General features: G+C 33.1%; 19 protein-coding genes. 18 read left to right on the top strand and 1 reads right to left on the bottom strand.

Translation table 11 applies throughout. The features are described from left to right. Positions 1-111: 111 nt before the first annotated feature. From ACQ4KW_RS19665 to ACQ4KW_RS19640, 6 genes are all read left to right on the top strand, one after another. Positions 112-597, top strand: a complete 486-nt coding sequence (locus tag ACQ4KW_RS19665; protein WP_430884132.1) for a winged helix-turn-helix transcriptional regulator — start codon at positions 112-114, stop codon at positions 595-597. A gap of 451 nt (positions 598-1048) precedes the next feature. Beyond that, on the top strand, positions 1049-1765 hold the full coding sequence (locus tag ACQ4KW_RS19660) for an ATP-binding protein (protein WP_430884131.1): 717 nt from the start codon (positions 1049-1051) through the stop codon (positions 1763-1765). A 506-nt stretch (positions 1766-2271) separates the two neighbouring features. Further along, positions 2272-3396 (top strand): DegT/DnrJ/EryC1/StrS family aminotransferase, encoded by a 1125-nt coding sequence (locus tag ACQ4KW_RS19655; protein ID WP_430884130.1) that lies wholly within the window; start codon positions 2272-2274, stop codon positions 3394-3396. Between the two features lie 17 nt (positions 3397-3413). Next, positions 3414-4070, top strand: a complete 657-nt coding sequence (locus tag ACQ4KW_RS19650) for a sugar transferase (protein ID WP_430884129.1) — start codon at positions 3414-3416, stop codon at positions 4068-4070. A 48-nt stretch (positions 4071-4118) separates the two neighbouring features. Further along, entirely contained in the window at positions 4119-4742 is a 624-nt protein-coding gene (locus ACQ4KW_RS19645; protein ID WP_430884128.1) for an acetyltransferase, read from the top strand. Beyond that, positions 4739-5986, top strand: a complete 1248-nt coding sequence (locus tag ACQ4KW_RS19640) for a glycosyltransferase family 4 protein (protein WP_430884127.1) — start codon at positions 4739-4741, stop codon at positions 5984-5986. The genes ACQ4KW_RS19645 and ACQ4KW_RS19640 overlap by 4 nt, the downstream gene beginning before the upstream one ends. A 1073-nt stretch (positions 5987-7059) precedes the next feature. On the opposite strand, the gene ACQ4KW_RS19635 is transcribed toward ACQ4KW_RS19640, so the two are convergent. Further along, entirely contained in the window at positions 7060-7395 is a 336-nt protein-coding gene (locus ACQ4KW_RS19635) for a hypothetical protein (protein ID WP_430884126.1), read from the bottom strand. Between the two features lie 461 nt (positions 7396-7856). Between ACQ4KW_RS19635 and ACQ4KW_RS19630 the strand changes: the two genes are divergently transcribed. Genes ACQ4KW_RS19630 through rfbA form a run of 12 tightly spaced genes read left to right on the top strand, consistent with a single transcriptional unit; the run spans position 7857 to position 20107 of the window. Further along, on the top strand, positions 7857-8897 hold the full coding sequence (locus tag ACQ4KW_RS19630; RefSeq protein WP_430884125.1) for a glycosyltransferase family 4 protein: 1041 nt from the start codon (positions 7857-7859) through the stop codon (positions 8895-8897). Between the two features lie 14 nt (positions 8898-8911). Beyond that, positions 8912-9814: a D-glucuronyl C5-epimerase family protein gene (locus ACQ4KW_RS19625; protein ID WP_430884124.1), complete on the top strand. Its 903-nt coding sequence runs from the start codon at positions 8912-8914 to the stop codon at positions 9812-9814. A 28-nt stretch (positions 9815-9842) separates the two neighbouring features. After that, positions 9843-10970: a glycosyltransferase family 1 protein gene (locus ACQ4KW_RS19620; RefSeq protein ID WP_430884123.1), complete on the top strand. Its 1128-nt coding sequence runs from the start codon at positions 9843-9845 to the stop codon at positions 10968-10970. 50 nt (positions 10971-11020) lie between these two features. Then, positions 11021-12286, top strand: a complete 1266-nt coding sequence (locus ACQ4KW_RS19615) for a hypothetical protein (protein ID WP_430884122.1) — start codon at positions 11021-11023, stop codon at positions 12284-12286. A 22-nt stretch (positions 12287-12308) separates the two neighbouring features. Continuing rightward, a complete protein-coding gene (locus ACQ4KW_RS19610; protein WP_430884121.1) occupies positions 12309-13244 on the top strand; it encodes a glycosyltransferase in 936 nt (311 codons plus the stop codon). A gap of 14 nt (positions 13245-13258) precedes the next feature. Beyond that, on the top strand, positions 13259-15127 hold the full coding sequence (asnB, locus tag ACQ4KW_RS19605; protein WP_430884120.1) for an asparagine synthase (glutamine-hydrolyzing): 1869 nt from the start codon (positions 13259-13261) through the stop codon (positions 15125-15127). 21 nt (positions 15128-15148) lie between these two features. Further along, complete coding sequence (locus ACQ4KW_RS19600; protein WP_430884119.1) at positions 15149-15580, top strand: sugar 3,4-ketoisomerase; 432 nt, start codon at positions 15149-15151, stop codon at positions 15578-15580. Then, entirely contained in the window at positions 15570-16661 is a 1092-nt protein-coding gene (locus ACQ4KW_RS19595) for a DegT/DnrJ/EryC1/StrS family aminotransferase (RefSeq protein WP_430884118.1), read from the top strand. The genes ACQ4KW_RS19600 and ACQ4KW_RS19595 overlap by 11 nt, the downstream gene beginning before the upstream one ends. A gap of 11 nt (positions 16662-16672) precedes the next feature. Next, positions 16673-18118, top strand: a complete 1446-nt coding sequence (locus ACQ4KW_RS19590) for an oligosaccharide flippase family protein (RefSeq protein ID WP_430884117.1) — start codon at positions 16673-16675, stop codon at positions 18116-18118. Next, positions 18115-18738 carry an acyltransferase gene (locus tag ACQ4KW_RS19585; RefSeq protein WP_430884116.1) on the top strand — a complete coding sequence of 208 codons (624 nt, stop codon included), beginning with the start codon at positions 18115-18117 and terminating at the stop codon, positions 18736-18738. Before ACQ4KW_RS19590 ends, ACQ4KW_RS19585 begins: the two co-directional genes overlap by 4 nt. Before the next feature lies 1 nt (position 18739). After that, complete coding sequence (locus ACQ4KW_RS19580) at positions 18740-19240, top strand: GNAT family N-acetyltransferase (protein ID WP_430884115.1); 501 nt, start codon at positions 18740-18742, stop codon at positions 19238-19240. Then, positions 19241-20107, top strand: a complete 867-nt coding sequence (rfbA, locus tag ACQ4KW_RS19575) for a glucose-1-phosphate thymidylyltransferase RfbA (RefSeq protein WP_430884114.1) — start codon at positions 19241-19243, stop codon at positions 20105-20107. Positions 20108-20123 lie beyond the last annotated feature (16 nt).

Here is a 20123-nt window from a genome sequence, read left to right as displayed (position 1 = left end):
GGGTGTCATATAATTGTCATAAAAGACATGCGTTCAAAGCTTGAACAGCTCAGAACAAACTGTTAAACTGTATATGTGTTCAAAAAGTGAACGGATATCATGGGGGCAAATATGGAAGGACTCAACATATTAGAGGTCATACAGAAATACGACCATGTGTCGCAGAGAGCTATTTCTAAGGAAACGGGACTTTCCCTTGGTATGGTCAATATGCTAATAAAAAAATTCTTAAAAGTGGGCTTCTTAAAAGCTGAGAAACTTAATGGAAACAATATAAAATATATTTTAACACCCAAGGGATCTCAAGTTTTGTTAGAGAAAACTGTAAGCTTTGTAAAACGATCATTTGAAGCTGTTGGAAAGATTTCTGAACATGTGGAAGAGGTTTTAGAACGTGAATTTGAAGATGAACTTGTCATATATGTAGATGGAGACTATGGGGAGGTTTATGATATTGTGGCTGATGTGGCCCGCCGCATGGACAAAGATGTGGTTCCCGTTGGGGATCAAGATCAAGTGCCAGGAAGAGTCCTATATTTGGACAAACCTTCTGATGAAAATGGCATTGGGGTTTTTGAAGGTTTCTTAAGGAATTGAACCATTTGAGTGAATAAAGTTAGAAAATGAAGAAGTAAGAAATTTTTATATTGATTGTGCTTTTTACAATTATATCTTAAAGTGCTTTATTCTTATTGATTTGAAGGTGGGTTAACTGAGTCATCAGGATATTGGACAAATGGATTTTTATGTGAGGTATTATTTTATCATCTGAGGTAAATGAGCTTTTTCTACAAAATATCTTCCGTATTTACTGACAGCAGAAGAAAGCATTTGTGATGCTAATCGGAAAAGAGTAGAGAGAATGTACTGAGCATTTCTAGTTGAAAATGATATTGATCATACAAATAATATATTTAATGAAATTATTATTGATAATTTTAATGAGGTATATCCTGCTGGTGGAGTAATCAGATATGAAGATGGAAAAGTAAAGTGTAGTATACAAGGTAGGTTCGCTCAGACAGGAAAAGTGTTAGACCAATCAGTAATGAAAAATCTAAAATTGGTTATCGAAGACAATAATACACTCTATCCATCCAATGGATTATTGATTTTACATGGGAAACTCGAACGCGTTAGGATGAAATGCAGCAGGTTCAAAGGTACTTCTATGGATTTTTTCTTGGATCGGAAGGAGTATGAGAGTGACTTTTTTTCACAATTTGAGGATGCTGAAAATTTTATTAAAAATCACATCAAACTTAGTAGTGAAATCAAAGGCTTGCAAAGAGAAGGCCAATATGAAATTTCATTAGAAGCCATTAGAGAAAGCCTAGTCAATGCTGTTGTTCATAGAGATTATTTGAATGACGGCAGGGATATAAAGATTGGCATTTGTGATGATATTGTTAATGTTGTGTCTCCGGGTGGGTTTCCTAGTACTATCACTCAAGAGGATATACTGGAAGGACGCTCTGAAATTCGGAATAAAGTAATTGCCAGGGTTTTTAAAGAACTAAACTATATCGAACAGTGGGGCAGCGGCATCCGCAGAATTAAATCGAGCTGCATATCAAGAAAATTGAAAGAACCTGAGATTGTTGAAAAAGGTGATTTTGTGGATGTGAGTTTGTATAGGGAAGTTGCAAGCTCAACTGAAAATGCTGGAAGTGGAAGCTTTCTAACCGATCAAGAGCAAAAAATGTTGAGTTTCTCAAAGAACATGATGATATCATTAGAACTAAAGATGCAAAAATTGTTTTGAGTGTTGAGGAACGTAGAGCAAGAGAAATTCTAAAAGACTTGGTTGAAAAACAAGTCATTGATAAAAAGGGAAAAGGACCAAGTACTTTTTATGAGTTGAAATAATCCGGCGGTGCCGGATAATGCCGGATTGTTTTTGAATAAAAATGAAAAGAGCATATAATATCGAGAACGGACGTTCAAATACAATATACTGCATGTATTTATCTTTTTCACATACTATATGTTGCATAAATGGTAAAAATTATCTTTGGAAATTTTCGACGTGAGTATGATGAAAGGATAAAGAGGCTGTAATGCAGTAATATAAAAGGTTCTAGCATAACGGCTAAATGTACTAATGTTACAGAAGCATTACACATAGTCTCATTCAATCAAAGCATACATTTATGCAAGTTATAGTACTGAATCTAATACCAAGCACTACATATAGAATATGAAAATGCACGTGTTAAAAAAACACCTCTATACAATACATAGACTTTAGATAAGGATGGATGACTGGAAATGGTTGAGAATAAAAAGATATGGCTAGCTTCACCACACATGAGTGATGAAGGTTATGAAATGCAATATGTACAGGAAGCATTCGATACAAATTGGGTAGCACCACTTGGACCGAATGTTAATGAATTCGAGAAAGAACTAGCAGCTAAAGTTGGATCACAACATGCAGCCGCTATGACTTCTGGTACAGGAGCCATTCACCTAGCACTTAAAGCAGCTGGTGTTGGCGAAGGAGATATCGTATTCTGTCCAACCCTTACTTTTTCTGCTACAGCCAATCCAATCATCTATCAGAACGCTACTCCTGTCTTTATCGATAGCGATTATGAAACATGGAATATGGATCCTAAAGCATTAGAGGCAGCCTTCGAGAAGTATGGTGATAAGGTGAAGGCTGTTTTAGTTGTGCACTTATATGGTCTTTCAGCTGATATGGATAAGATCATGGAAATTTGCAGTAGATACAGTGTAACGGTTATCGAAGATGCTGCTGAGTCTTTAGGTGCTTATTATAAAGGAAAACATACTGGGACATTTGGTGAGTTTGGAGTGTTCAGTTTTAATGGAAACAAAATTATCACTACTTCTGGTGGTGGAATGTTAGTTTCTGATGATGAAGAGAAGATTAAGAAGGTAAGGTTCTGGTCTACTCAAAGCAGAGATGCAGCAAGGCACTACCAGCATAGCGAGTTAGGGTTCAATTACCGTATGAGCAATGTTGTTGCTGGTATTGGTAGAGGACAGCTTAAAGTATTAGACCAAAGAGTGGCTAAGAAGAAGTACATCTTTGAGTGTTATAAAAGAGAACTTGGTCAGCTAGAAGGTATAAAGTTTATGCCTATTAATGACTGGAATGATCCTAATTACTGGTTAAGTGTTATGACATTGAAAGGTTCAGTAAGACCAATAGATGTTATGGAAGGTCTTGAGAAAGAGAATATTGAATCAAGACCCGTGTGGAAGCCAATGCATATGCAGCCATTCTTCGCTGAGTATGATTATGTTGGTGGAGATGTGAGTGAGAAGTTGTTTGATAATGGGGTGTGCTTGCCATCTGATACGAAGATGACGGATGGGGATCTTGAGAGAATTGTATCGATAATAAAAGGACTATGGTCTAAATAAGAAGTAGGTGCTAATAGATGCAGAGTGAAGTGAAGGAAGAAGCTAAAGTGAATAAAGGCATATATAGAAGATTTTTTAAAAGACCAATGGACTTCATTTTGTCTTTGATGGCAATTATCGTGTTAAGTCCAGTACTCATAATTGTTGCTGTATTAGTAAGATTTAAGCTTGGTAGTCCGGTACTGTTTAAGCAGAAGAGACCTGGACTTAATGAGAAGATTTTCACTATGTATAAATTCAGAACAATGACAGATCAAAAGGACGAGAATGGGGAGCTGCTTCCAGACTCAGTTAGGCTTACTAAGTTTGGTAGGATTCTAAGATCTACAAGTCTAGATGAACTTCCGGAACTCTTCAATATCCTTAGAGGAGACATGAGTATTGTGGGGCCAAGGCCTTTACTGATTCAGTATCTGGAGCTTTACAATGAGCATCAAAAGAGAAGACATGAAGTAAGACCTGGTTTATCTGGACATGCTCAGGTTAATGGACGTAATGCAATTAGCTGGGAAAATAAGTTTAATCTTGATGTTGAGTATGCAGATAATGTGACCTTTATAGGTGATTGGAAGATTATCTTTCTTACTATAAAGAAAGTATTTGTTAAGGAAGGTATTAGTTCAGATACATCAGTTACGATGGAGCCGTTTAGAGGGAGTAAACTTAAGGTTTAGAGATTCTTCAATCATATATTTATTACTTCAGAGAGGAATGTACTGCTTATGAAAGACAAGTTGATTATTATCGGTGCTAGTGGACACGGCAAGGTTGTCGCAGACATAGCAATAAAAATGAATAAGTGGCAAAGCGTCGCATTCCTCGATGATGACGAGTCTATTAAGGTTTCTATGGGGTTAGAAGTTATCGGTAAAACTGCTGATGCTTTTACATATAAGGATGAAGGGGATTTCTTTGTTGCTATTGGAAGCAATGCCACAAGGGAAAAAATCCAAGAGAAGTTAATCGAGGAAGGGTTAAATTTAGTTAGCTTGATTCATCCTAGTGCGGTTATTGGTACTGATGTTGAGATTGACATTGGTACTGTAGTGATGGCTGGAGTTGTAATCAACAGCTCAAGCAGAATCGGTAAAGGATGTATAATCAATACAAGTTCTAGCTTGGATCATGACAATATTATAGAAGATTATATACACATATCTCCCGGGGTTAAGACTGCTGGGAGTGTAAGAATCGGCAAGGGAAGCTGGATTGGAATCGGAAGTATTGTAAGCAATAACTTAAACATCTACAGTGGTTGCAAAGTTGGTGCAGGGGCTGTGGTGGTTAAGGATATTACTGAACCAGGGACATATGTTGGGGTTCCGGTTAGGAGAGTTGATAGATGAAGCCGAAAGTATGGATTTGGAATCATTATGCGGTAAACATGTTTTTCGATCAGGCCGGTAGGCATTATTGGTTTGCAGAAAACCTAATAAAAGAAGGGTTCAAGCCTACAATATTTTGTGCCTCTACTAATCACTTTTCAGATAATCATATTGATACTAATGAGAAACAGTATTCTACAGATTCTGTGAATGATATTCCTTTTGTATTTATAGATACACCCAAGTATAAAGGAAATGGCAAAAAAAGAGTATTGAATATGATTTCGTTTTATAAAGGGCTTTTTAAGACTGCAAAGATGTATGCGGAATCAAATGGGAAACCTGATGTAATTCTAGCTTCGAGTGTACATCCACTTACATTAGTTGCAGGAATTAAAATCGCTAAGAAGTTTGACATCCCTTGTATTTGTGAGGTTAGAGATCTGTGGCCTGAGAGTATAGTAGCTTATGGTTCATTGAAGAGAAATAGTTTGGTTGCTAAGCTGTTATACCAAGGCGAGAAATGGATTTATAAGAAAGCAAGTTCAATAGTCATGACCTGGGAAGGTGGGCGTCAATATATTAAAGACCAAGGCTGGGATAATGAAATTGACTTAAATAAAGTAAAGCACATAAGTAACGGAGTAGTAATCGAATCTTTTGATAAGAATTCGAAGGAAAAACAGATTGATGATTCAGAATTAGATGATAAGAACTATAAGAACTTGGTATATGCTGGCTCGATTAGAAAAGTGAATAATTTAGGACTTTTATTAGACGCAGCAAAACTAGTTCACGAGAAAGATCAAAAGATTAGATTATTGATTTATGGATCAGGTGATGAAAAAGAAATGCTCGAGAATAGATGTAAAGATGAATGCATAAGTAATGTGATTTTTAAAGGTAGAGTTGAGAAGAAGATGATTCCGTCAATATTGAAAAGATCTTATGCAAACATTTTACACAATTCTAGTACTTCACTTGATAAATATGGACAGAGCCAGAATAAATTCTTTGAGTACTTAGCAGCTGGTAGAGCTGTAATACAAACTTATACAACAGGATATAGCATATTAGAAAAATACAATTGCGGATTGAGTGCTGTTAAGCAGAACCCTGAAAAAATTGCAGAAGTTATACTCGAAGCATGTAAAGACAATGAAAACGTTGAACAAATGGGTGAGAATGCAAGAAAGGCATCATACGAGTTCGATTTTACAAAGTTGACGAACAAACTAGCTGAGGTTATTAAAAATCTGTACTGAAAGTCTGTAAATAGACTGATTATGTAAAAAACAATTTAGTTAGAGTAGTCTCGGAAACTAAAGAATAAACAATCAAGTTTACTGTATAAAGGAATTGTTACTGAATCAGAGATGAAAAAGAATAAAAAGACACAGGAAACAAGCCTCCACCTATGCAGGCTAAAAGAAAATATAGACTGAAATTTTTATTCAGTGTTATTAGACGCAATCTTAATACGAGCGTCAAGGTGTATGTTGATGCCAATCATCATGGTGAAGAATGAGAAACGCTTTTTGCATCGAATTCGCATATCATGGAGATGATAATCGTTGAGAATGCGATTTTGAGACGCTCCGAACAGAATCTAGTTTTATAGATTTTCTTGTACATATTCGAACCACGCGGAACAGGCGTATACAAACGAATGTCCCAATCCTGTTCAGTATAAACCACTCTCCCGAAAACGGAAGTTGAACAAGTGCTCGTGCTGGAGCACTTGTCAACACGGCCGCACTTGAGCGGTCAACGTCATTTGCGGTCGTTACGGGCAAGGGCTATCCCCCCCCAAAAAAAAGCTGACCATGCGAAAGCCCGCATGGCAAAGGGGAGTCCCATCCTTGTCAATAGTGATCTTATCAGGAATGGAAGAGGGGCTGCCCCGGTTGGCATTCATGTTAATAAAGGGCTGGATATTCCATTTCTTGCATAGCTCATAAGTAGCATAATCGTCGTTAGCAGAATCCATGCAATGGTTTTTAATGTTTAGATCTGGATTGATATTTCGAAGTTCAGACAGAGCAACAATCCCAGTCACACTATCATGGCGTTTTGCGTTGACGAAACGCAAGTGTACAGGAAGTTCAGTTTTGTGTTTAGGGTGATAGGTCGAGAGCATGTATAGAGTATGACCGTAGAACCATGAACCAAGCTGGCTGTCCCAACTGGTATCGGCATCAAGGTCAGAATATTTGCGATCGCATTTGCAGTTGTAAATACCATTCTTAACGCAGTCACAAACTTTATTGCCCCGAGATGAGCTGTGGCAATGAACACAAGTACCATCCCCAGCTAGGGTAATCTCATCTTTTTTTGATCAGCCAAGGTCAGCCGAAGGAACAACAGCAATAAGCGAGAAGATTTCTTGAAGAAGTTTTTCATAGTAAAAATAGAATGAATGATCGCTAGCAAGGAAGTCGGCGATTTTACCTGTGATGCCGGAATGTCTGTTAAGCAGTTTCTTGTTCTTACCTGGAGAAGCTTTAGGTTTAGTATTTTTAGGATATGGACGAGACGTTTTAGCATCGGCAACATCTAGGGCGTTTTGACGAAGCCACAGGCGATTGATGAGATCATAGTAAGTGCCAAGTGGTGGAAGCAAATCAGGGGAACAACCGATAAGTGTGGCTAGGGTATCATCGGCTGCAAGCATAGAAACCTAGTTGGTTAGACTAAAAAACTTTTGATCCAGCATGAGAATGAAAGAACGTAAAATCTCAGGTTGCCTAAGTGCTGGATGTCCAGTACTGGAATAATAGGGTTCAAGATGATCCATGAGAGGATCTAGATTCATGGAAGAAAGTTTGGCAAAAGAGTCAGAAAAAGATAACTAGCGTTTAGTTTGAGATTCATTAAGCAAGGAAACAGACTCTGCAACAAAAGAAAGTTACTCAGAATGTGAAGAGCAATGTTTTAGCATAAAAGAAGCACCTCCGAAAAACGTATTTTTTTCAGAGGCTTCGCCGCGAATTTTTATGCACTTATCATGGGAATATGCAAAAAACATGCGCAAACATTGAGGTGAAGCAAAAAATACAAATAAGAGAAAAGAGCGATAACCCAGTCCTTTGAGAGTTTCCGAGACCGCTCAGTTAAATAAATGAGGTGAGAAAATTGAAAAAGATAGGTATTTGTGGGCATTTTGGGGGAAATGAAAATTTTCTAGATGGTCAAACAATTAAAACCAAGATATTAACAGAGGAGTTAATTAAAATCTATGGGCGGGATGAAATCGAAACCATAGATACTAATGGATGGAAAAAAAGTCCGATTAAGCTACTTAGACAATGTGTTAGCATGATAATAGGAACCGAGAATATTATTGTTTTGCCTGCACATAATGGGGTTAATGTATTTATACCATTGTTTGGGTTAATGAATATTTTTTTTAGAAGAAGATTACATTACATTGTAATTGGAGGGTGGTTATTTGAAACTTTAAGACATAAGCTTTTTTTAAAAAAATTCGTTAGGATGTTCTATGGTGTATACGTAGAAAGCAATGTTATGAAAAGTGAACTTGAAAGTTTAGGTTTAAAAAATTTAAAGTTTATGACTAATTTTAAGAAATTAGAAATAGCATGTAGTGACTATGATGATATTGACATACCAAAGCCCTTTAAAGCATGCACGTTTTCGAGAGTTGTTGAAAAAAAAGGCATTGAAGATGCAATAACTGTTGTTAAAAGAATCAATGAATTATCTGATGAAATTATTATTTCTTTAGATATTTATGGACCTATAGCACATTCATATAAAGAAAAATTCAAAGTACTTCAAGAAAAATTTCCCCAATACATTTCATATAAGGGATGTATAGATTACTCTAAAACAGTCGATACACTAAAAGAATATTATGTATTGCTTTTTCCCACTAGGTTTTATACTGAAGGGGTTCCAGGAACTATAATTGATGCTTATGCTGCTGGGGTTCCAATCATAGCATCTAGATGGAAATCAGCAGAAGAAATTATTATTCATGGGAAGACGGGTATGATATATGATTTTATGGATATTTGCGATTTTGAGGAAAAACTACTATTTTTAATCAATAATCCTGACGTTGTAAAACAAATGAAAGAAAGTTGTTTTCATTTAGCAAAAAAGTTTCATTCACCAACTGTTATTAGTCAATTTGCAAATCATATTAAGTAGGAAGTGTGTTTATCATGAGTTTAAGCATTTATAATATAAAAAGATGGATAAAAATGTTTCAAGGAAAAAGTATTGAACATGTTGACCAAAGAGCAGGAAAAATATATTCAAAATTTGAGATTAAAGGATATTATAATGATCTAACCCAAAAAGTGTTAAAGACACTTAATTATGAAGAATTACTACTTCCAAAACTTCAACTTCAATCCGGTGAGAAAATTTACTTTCCAATATCAATTTTTCAATATGGTCTGGGAGCTTATGACTTATATTTATTAGAAGGTAAAATAATCTATCTAGAAATCTTTAAGAAATGTGTAGATTGGGCACTAGATAATCAAAACAATAATGGCTCATGGGATACATTTTTTTTCAAAGACATTGAGAACTCTTTTTCCGCTATGGCTCAAGGCGAAGGGATATCCTTATTAATTAGAGCGTATTCACAATTTTCAAATCTTGTATATTTAGAATCCGCAAAAAAAGCCATTCATTACATGATTAAACCGATTGAGAATAATGGCACAACTTGCTACAAAGAAGATAAAGTTTTTCTTCTCGAGATTAGTAATCAGCCAGTTATACTCAATGGGTGGATATTTGCGATTTTTGGAATATATGATTATCTCATTATTAATAATGATGTTGAGATCGAGAAGATATATAGAAATACTGTTGATACATTAGTTGAGAATTTAGAGTTATTCGATAAAGGATATTGGAGTAAATATGACATAGATAATATGATAGCAAGTCCTTTTTATCATGAACTTCATATAGCACAGTTAGAAGTTTTATATGATTTAACAGGAATAGAAGAGTTTAAGTATTACTCGTTAAAATGGGAAGATTATAGAAAAAGTAAATTAAATTATTTTCATGCACTTATGTCTAAAGCAATTCAAAAATTGCTTTGATAATTGTTTTTATGGGAAAGGTGATGTTATGCCTGTTATTGAAAAAAAAGAACGAATACTATGTATTGTCGGTAGTATGGATGTTGGTGGTGCCGAGACATTCTTAATGAAAATTTATCGAGAAATAGACAGAAATAAGTATCAAATGGATTTTTATGTTACTGCTACTAATGAAGGTTATTACGAAGATGAAATAATGAACCTTGGTGGGAAAATATATCGTTCTTTACCGAAAACAAAAAGCTTTTTAAAATCTCTGAACAACTTAAGAAAAGTTGTTAGAGAAAATAAATATAAAAATGTATTCAGACTTTCCCAACATTCTTTATCAACACTGGATTTGCTTGTAGCAAGAATTGGTGGGGCAAATAATTTGATATTCCGATCAAGTAGTACTTCAACTAATCGAGGCAAAGTTAGTGATGTACTTCATATTATGTTTAGATGGCTTGCAAGAATAATTCCTACAGTAAAAGTAGCTCCATCTAATGAATCTGCCATTTTTATGTTTGGTGAAAAATATGTGAATAAGGGAAAAGTTAATATCGTTCATAATGCAATTGATGTGAAGAAATTTAGTTTTGATAATAGCAAAAGAAATTTCATTAGAAAGCAATTAGGAATTAATGATGAATTTGTCATAGGGCACGTGGGAAGATTTAGTAAGGTTAAAAATCACGAATTTCTTCTAAATATATTTTGTGAAGTAATTAAAGATTGTCCTAAAAGTATACTACTACTAGTAGGAGATGGTGAGCTAAGACAATGCATTGAGAATAGAGTTCAAATACTTGGTATATCAGATAAAGTAATTATTACAGGTATAAGACAAGACGTGTCTGATTTAATGATGGCTATGGATACATTTGTATTTCCATCTTTTTATGAAGGGATGCCAAATACGGTTATTGAAGCACAGGCAACGGGTCTAAAATGTTTTGTCTCAAAATCGATAACTAATCAAGTTAATATTACAGGTAATGTTGAATTTTTAAGCCTAGAAGATGATGCTAGTTTTTGGGGCCATCATCTTTTAGATGCATGTGGTGAATATGCAAGAGAAGAGGCAATTCTAAAAGTAGTAGATGTGGGTTATGACATCACTTCAACAGTAAAGAAGCTCACAAAACTTTTTTTTCAAACTTCAAAAATATGAGTTAAGAGTTAGTGGGAGAAATTTGAGTAAAGAAGGAGAGGGGCGATATTGTGAAGAAAACTATAAAATTATTATTATTATTTATGTTCATATATAACATAGTGTTTTCAGGATTAGGCACTGTGGCTTCTACTGGTAAAATTGCCACATTAATACTTTCCTTATATGTTTTCAGCAAAAAAAAAATTAATTTGCGTGTTACTAAATCAAATGTAGCTATCTGTTCATTATACTTCATGATTCTACTATATGCTATTCTCAACTTTTTATTTAATGGTTTGGTTCAAAGTGTAATGTTAGCTAGAATTATCTTCTATTTCCTAAATACACTTTATATGAGTTTTGTCTTAAGCGAGATATATTCAGACACAAATGAGTTTATGCTATCTTTCTTTATAATCACTACGATACAAGCAGTGTTTATAATCGCTGGTTTTGTTTCATATGAGTTTAGAGTATTTGTGTCAGAGTTGTTGCTAAACGAAAGTAATATCTCGATTTTATCTGCTTCTAGATCTGCAGGATTCACAAATAGTTCCGGTGCGAATTTATCAGTTATCCAAGCACTAGGTTTTATAAGTGGTTTATTGTTAATAACAAGGAGTAATAAGATTAACATTATATACTACATTGCTATGGTAGTAATTATATTTTCTATAGTGTTAAGTGGTAGAACAGGATTTGTTCTTATACTTATAATGCTAATACCTGTAATTTCAGTGTATTTGAAAAGATATAAATCAAATTGGCTCGGAAAGATGTCAATTTTTAAGTATGTATTGGTTTTAGCGCTTGGGTTATTCATTATAAACGTAATCATGACTGAGTTGACAATTATACCATATGACGTTAAGAATCAATATTTTTATATTCAGAATTGGATCAAAGAAGCATTCGTCATATCGGATAACAGAACAATAAATGCTTTAACAAAAATGGAGATACCAAAACTTGATTATAAAACATTCGTAGGAACATCGCTTGTTGTAGATAGCAAAGGATTAAATGCGTCTGGACATGATTCGGGATATATACAAACATATTTTGCAATGGGACTGGTATTTTCAATAATATTCTATTTTACTGTAGGTATTCATCTAATGACAATGATCTTGAAAAATTATATCAAATTAAGAAAGACAAATTTATTGCATCCATCAATATTTTTTTTAATGAGTATTTTTATATTGGAAGTTAAAGAGCCTTTTATATTCAAGAGCCCTATTGCATTATTTTTATTAGTATTAATAAAGTTAGCAATTAAGGATGTTAATACTATTGGAGATAAACTCAAATATAAAATCATGAAAAGCTGAGGAAAAGTTTAAGGAGGTACACATGGGTCTAAGTCCTTTAGTTTCAGTAGCGATTATAACTTATAACCAAAAACAATATCTTAAAGAATGTATAGAATCAATATTAGTTCAAGATTATTCCCATATAGAAATAGTAGTAGCAGACGATGGTTCAACTGATGGTACTCATGAAATGTTGAAAGCTTATGACATGAAATATCCAGGTAAATTTAAATTAGTATTATCAAATTATAATCAAGGAATAACAATAAATTCTAATAATGCATTACATGAATGCCAAGGGAAGTACATAGCTTGGATAGGTGGAGACGATATTTTTTTACCTCAAAAAATATCTTTGCAAGTTAAATACATGGAAGAACATGATGAAGTAGTTTTATCTTATCATAATATCGATACTTTCGATTCAACAACAGGTAAAACATTATATTATTATAATGATAAAAATGGTAAGCATGAGGGTAGTGTGGATTTGATTGTTGAGTATGGGACTTTTATGGGTGCTTGTTCAGTTATGGTTAGAAGTGAGGCCTGTCCTAAGTATTTTGATGATGAGATTCCAGTAGCGAGCGATTGGTTATTTTGGATTGAAACATGTTATAACGGAAAAGTTGCTTACATTGATGAAGTATTAAGTAGATATCGTAAACATAATCGAAATATATCTTTACTCACAAATGAAAATGATGCCTTCCAAGAAAGGTTAAAGACACTTAGTAAAGTTGATACAAGAAAATTAGTAGATCCAATTTCTCTAAATAAAGCGTATGCCAGAGTATATTATGCTTACTCATTAAAGATGATATTAAGAGGAAAAAAAGGCTGCAAAGAAAGTATCAAAAAAAGTATCGAGTTTGGATATATCGACTTTCGACAAAGAGTACTTAGTTTAGTTTGCAGGTATAATTTGGGGTGGATATTAAGGGGTTATTATAAATATTTGCGGAAACTAAAATAGAGGAGGGTTTAAAAATGTGCGGTATTTGTGGCTATTTCCACGATAGAAGAGTTAAAAATGAAGTCTTATATGATATGAATCAAACAATTGACTATCGAGGGCCAGATGATGAAGGATATTATTATGATACAGATTTCAACGGATTTGAAGTTGGCTTGGCACAGAAAAGACTATCAATAATTGAGTTATCAAAATTAGGGCATCAGCCAATGAAATCCATAGATGAAGACGTTGTGGTTGTATTTAATGGCGAGATTTATAATTATAAGGAAATAAAGGAAGAGTTACTTAAAAACGGTTTTACATTTAAGTCTAATTCTGATACTGAAGTAATAGTATATGCATACCAAATGTGGGGAATAAATTGCATAAGTAGATTTATTGGGATGTTCGCTATAGCAATATATGACAAGAATGATAGTAGTCTATATCTAGTAAGAGATAGATTGGGAATTAAGCCCCTATATTATTATTGGGATAATAAGAACATAGTATTTGGGTCAGAGCTAAAACCGATAATGAAGTATCCTTATTTCAAAAAAAACATAAATGTAAATGCTCTGCATTTATATTTGCACCATCATTATATTACTGCACCACAGACAATTTTTGATAATACCTATAAAGTTGAAGCGGGCCAGATAGTTAAATATAGATTGGGAAATATAGAAAAATCAGCATATTGGAGTATTGAGAATGCATATCAAAAACGTGAGGATTTAAGTAAAATAGAAGAAAGAGAAGCTATTTACAGCCTAAAAAATAAGTTAGAGGATTCTGTAAAATTGAGGATGATAAGTGATGTTCCTTTAGGTGCATTTTTGAGCGGGGGAATAGATTCTTCATTAGTTGCTTCTGTAATGCAATCTTTATCATCAAAGCCAATCGAAACTTTTACGATAGGGTTTGAGGAGGATTCTTACAATGAAGCGAACTATGCAAAAAAAATTTCGGACTATTTAGGGACTAATCATCATGAAGAGTATTTTTCAATAAATAAAGCTAAAGATTTCATAAATAAAATCCCTGAATTATATGATGAACCTTTTGCGGACAGTTCTCAATTACCTATGATGTTGGTTAGCCAAATGGCAAGGAAGCATGTTACTGTTAGCTTGTCAGGCGATGCAGGTGATGAATTGTTTTGTGGTTATAAAAGATATGATAAAGTGTTAGAATTAAAAAAATACAGATTTCTATCTAAGCTAACTAATCCTTTATTAAAAAGCAATATAGTGAGTAACAGTGTATTAAACTCAAATGCAAGTAGAAGATTGATTAAGTTCGCTAATTTATCAGATGATAACTCAATAATTAATGCAGATTATCTAACGTATGTTCAGCTATTTAATAATATAACAAACAGCTCTATAGATATTGATAGGAAATACTTTGAATTACTTCATCTAACTACTAATATTCAAGAAAAACATATGTTACAGGATTTGGCGACATACTTACCAGATGATATATTGACTAAAGTTGATAGAGCTTCTATGTATTCATCGCTAGAGGCAAGAACGCCATTACTTGATCATAGGTTTGTTGAATATGCATTAGCGCTCCCACATAATTTAAAATTTAGAAATGGAGAGAAGAAATATATTTTGAAGAGATTATTATCAGAATATATACCAAATGATTATTTTAGTCGTCCAAAGATGGGCTTTTCAATACCAGTGTATAAATGGCTAAGAACAGATTTGAGATTTTTAGTAGAAGAAGCTTTTGAAATAGATTTTCTACGTAGGCAGAATATTTTTAATATGAGCATGATGGATGCTATTTATAAAAATTTTAAACTAGGGATTGATCCGTATTATGATAATTTAACTTGGGCTATTGTTGTATTTCAGATGTGGTATAGGGAATATATTGACTAAGTTCAAGGGAGGAAAATTCATATGCAACAAAACAACAAAGTTGAGGTAGTAAAATTTCATCAATTAGGTGATAAAAGAGGACATTTAGTTGTTATAGAATCAAATAAAGATATACCTTTTGAAATCGAAAGAATTTTTTATATTTATGGTTCTGATAAAGGTGTCATAAGAGGACAACATGCAAATAAAGATAGTGAATTTATTCTTATAAATGTTAGTGGTAAATCAAAAGTTAAAATAGATTATGGTTATTCTCAAGAGATAATTGAACTAAATGAACCTCATATGGGGGTCTATATCCCCAAAATGATTTGGAAGGAAATGTATGATTTTTCTGAAGAATCTGTATTACTTGTTTTATCAAACTCCAAGTACAATTCAGATGAATATATTAGAGATTATGGTGAGTATTTAAAGATAATACAAAGAGAGGGATTATTTAATGGAAATTAATTTTAATCAACTAGACAGAAGTTATTTTAGGTATAAAGATGAATATGATAAAGCGGCAATTAGGGTTTTAGAATCGGGTTGGTATATTATGGGCAAAGAAGGAGAAAGGTTTGAAACAGAGTTTGCTCAATTTATAGGGTCTAGTTATTGTGTAGGTCTTAATTCGGGATTAGATGCCTTGATTTTAGCCTTTAGGGCATTAGGAATCGGGAAAGGTGATGAGGTAATAGCACCAGTAAACACCTATATTGCATCAATACTCGGTATCACTGAAAATGGTGCTACCCCCATTTTTGTTGAACCAGATGAGTATTATAACTTAGATGCAAAAAAAATCGAAGAAAAGATTACAGAGAAAACAAAAGCTATTTTAGTAGTTCATTTATATGGACAAGCAGCAGATATGGAAAACATAAAATTAATTGCAGATAAACATAACTTATATTTAGTAGAAGACTGTGCTCAAAGCCATGGTGCACATTGCAACGGTAAAATGACTGGAACTTGGGGAGATGTGGGTTGCTTTAGCTTTTATCCTACAAAAAATATTGGTGCCTTTGGCGATAGTGGTGCTATAGTGACTGATAATGAGCAGTTAAATGAAAAGATGAGAATGCTTAGGAATTATGGTAGCAAGATTAAGTATAAAAATGAAATATTAGGCGTCAACTCTAGATTAGATGAAATTCAAGCCGCTTTACTTTCAGTAAAATTAAGACACTATGATGATCTAAGAAAAAAAAGAGCTTGTATAGCTGATAAATATTTAAAGGGAATCAAGAATAAAAAGATTAAACTACCATTAATAAAAGAAGGTTCGGAACATGTGTGGCATTTATTTATTATTGAGACCAATGATAGAGAAAATCTTCAACAGTATTTACAAGAAAAAGATATAGGTACTCAAATACACTATCCAATTCCTCCGCATTTATCAGAAGCATATAATTGTTTAGGATATACGGAAGGTGATTTTCCAATAACTGAGAAATATGCATCTAGGGTTTTAAGTTTACCTCTATATGATGGTATGACTGATGAAGAAATACAATACGTGATAGAAATAATTAATGAATATTAAGGGATTAGCTTATGAGTAGAAGAAGACTATTTATTGAAAATATTTTTGTATATGGTTTTATCAACGTCCTTAATAAAATCGTACCTTTCTTATTATTGCCTGTTATAACTAGAATGCTTCCTGATGCGTCGGATTTTGGTGTGTATAGTATGTACACAACAGTAGTTGGATTTGGAACGCCTTTAGCAATTTTAGGACTTTATGATGCTATGTTTAGGGAATATTTTGAGAAAGAAGATTTGGAGTACAGATATAATGTAACAACGACGACACAAAGAATGAATATGTTATCTTCGTTTGTAATTTTATGCGTATTAGCATTATTTAATAAAAATTTATCAAACTTATTTTTTGGTAGCTTCGATTACGGAAATATTATAATTTTAGCAGCAATTGGAGTATTTATAGGAGGAGTTTCGAATCCAATACAAGCTCCTACAAGATTGCAAAACCAAAGAAGAATTTTTGTAATATCTGGATTAATATCTTCTTTTGTGACTTATTTATTAGCCATGATTTTGATTTATTTTGGCTTTTCATACTTTGGATTGATTTACTCTAGTATTATTGCAACCTCAATATTACTAATTTTTTTTTGGAGTAGAAATAGAATGTTTTTTATCAAAGGTACTTTTGATAGAAATATTGCTAAAGAATTACTTAAAATCGGACTGCCGCTTCTACCAACATTTTTAATTTATTGGGTATACAATGCTATGGACAAAATTATGATAACTAATATGTTAGGTACTTTTGATCTAGGCATATACTCTATAGGATCAAAAATGGCACAAGCTAGTCAATTAATCTATGCTGGGTTTGCAGGCGGATATTCATACTTTAAGTTTTCTACGATGAAAGATAGTGATCAAATCGAAATGAACTCGAGGTTATTTGAATATTTAGGTTTGATATCTGCATTAGCATTTATTATTGTATATCCAGTAATTCCTATTTTGTTTGAACTATTATTTGAAGGTGTTTATGTTCAAGGTTTTATTGTCGCTCCTTACCTATTTCTTTCACCATTACTGCTTATGCTGTTTCAAGTGGTGGGAAGTCAATTCATTGTAGTTAAGAAAAGTCATTATTCTTCGATAAGTTTAGCAATAGGTGCTCTAGTCAATGTTATACTTAATTATATTTTAATACAATATATTGGAATAGAAGGGGCTGCTTTAGCGACATTAGCTGGCTATTTCATTAGCGTTATATTTGTATCTGTCGTAGCTAAAAAGAAGAACCTACTTAGTATTAGAGGGAAGTTTGTTTCTGTGTGTTTACTTGTGACAGGCTACTTGTTATTAAACAGATGTATCATAAATCATGTTTTCTTATTTAGCTTTGCTTCATCGATAGTATTTATCATAGTAATAAGTAGTTTATATTTGGAAGAAGTAAGAAATATATTCTCTTTCTTGAAAGATAAATCAAAATTTAATGGGGAGAAAGAATGAAAAATTTAGATAAAATGATTAAGGGAATTAAGAATCCACATATAGCAATTAGAGTAATACTTAATAGACTTAAGAATTTTCACAAACGAATCAAATATAAAATATTAAATAGAAAGCATATGATAAGAAATAATGTATCGTTTAACCAAAAGACTGTATTATCTGGAAAAGGTACTGTTATTTTAAATGATAAAGTGTCTATAGGTTATAAGTTAGGCGGAAATTATCATGGATGTGTTAGTGAATTTCAAGCAAGATATAGCGAAAGTAAAATTACTGTAGATAAGAATACAGCGTTTAACAACTCTAATTTCATTTTAGCAGCCAATAAAATTGAGATAGGTTCAAATTGTAATATAGGTGCTAATGTTACAATGATGGATTTTGAAGCTCATGGGACTCATCCCGATGCAAGAAGTCAAGTGGGAGAATTGGGAGAGATTATTATAGGCAATAATGTTTGGATTGGAAATAATGTAATAATACTTAAAAATGTTCATATAGGTGACAACTCAATTATAGCCGCAGGAAGTGTGGTGTTAAAAGGAAATTATCCAACAAATACAATTATTGGTGGTAATCCTGCAAAAGTAGTTAAGCAAATAAAAAGAGGTGATTAACATGAAGCTTAGAGGTTTGTACATTGAAGATGCAACTTACATGATGGAATTTATCAATGATGAGGAGATATCTAGTAACTTTAAATTTACTAGGTATCCCTTTTCTGAAGATGGGTTTAAATCCTTTATTCAGAATAGCTGGTCAGATAAGAATAATATTCACTATGCGATTGAAGAGAAGGAATATTCAGGTACAGTTAGCCTTAAAAATATCAATACAGTAGATAGAACTGCAGAGTATGCAATAGTTCTAAGGAAAAAATTCTGGGGTACTGGTATTGCAAGAGATGCAACAGAAAAGATAATTGACTATGGATTTAATATACTAAATCTAAAAAAAATTTACTTGAATGTTCTTTCATCTAATATTAGAGCAAATAAATTTTATGAAAAAATGGGTTTTAAGTATGAGGGAAAATTTACGAAACATGTTTATGTTAATGGAAAATATGAAGATTTAAATTGGTATTGTGTATTTCAAGAACAAAAGGAGGATCTCTAGATGAAAGGTATAATCTTAGCAGGGGGGAGTGGGTCGAGGCTTTATCCCATCACGAAGGGAATAAGCAAGCAATTACTTCCTATTTATGACAAACCAATGATATATTATCCATTGAGTGTGCTAATGCTTTCAAAAATAAGAGAAGTTCTTATCATTTCTAATCCTGAGTATATAAACTTTTACAAAGATTTACTTGGGGATGGTACTGATATTGGTATAAAGATTGATTATAAGGTTCAAGAAAGTCCTAGGGGATTGGCAGATGCATTTATTGTCGGTGAAGAATTTATCGGTAATGATAGTGTGTGTTTGATTTTGGGAGACAATGTATTTTATGGGCAGGGATTTGGATCACGACTAACAGAAGCTGCCTCATTAGAAAATGGTGCGGTAATATTCGGGTATTATGTAAACAATCCTAAAGAGTTCGGGGTAGTTGAGTTTGATGAAAATTATAATGTAGTTTCTTTAGAAGAAAAACCTGACAATCCAAAATCACATTATGCAATCCCAGGACTATATTATTATGATAATTCTGTAGTTGAAAAAGCTAAGAATCTAAAACCTTCCAGTAGAGGTGAAATAGAAATAACAGATTTAAACAGAGTATATTTAGAAGAATCAAACTTAAAAGTTGAGTTGCTTGGGCGTGGTTTTGCGTGGCTAGATACAGGTACTTATGATGGATTAGCCGACGCATCCGATTTTGTAAAGACCATTCAAAAACGTACTGGGCTCTATATATCTTGCTTGGAAGAAATTGCTTACCGCAATAAATGGATTTCAAAAGAGCAAATGATTATGTTAGGTAAACAATATGACAAGACGGAGTATGGTAGATATATTCTGAGTTTAGCAAATCAATAAAGTCATTTATGGAGGT

Origin of the sequence: Tianxiuia mixotrophica (genome assembly GCF_050596425.1) — a bacterium.
Taxonomy (GTDB): Bacteria; Bacillota; Clostridia; order Peptostreptococcales; family Acidaminobacteraceae.
This window is presented reverse-complemented; position numbering and strand designations above follow the sequence as displayed.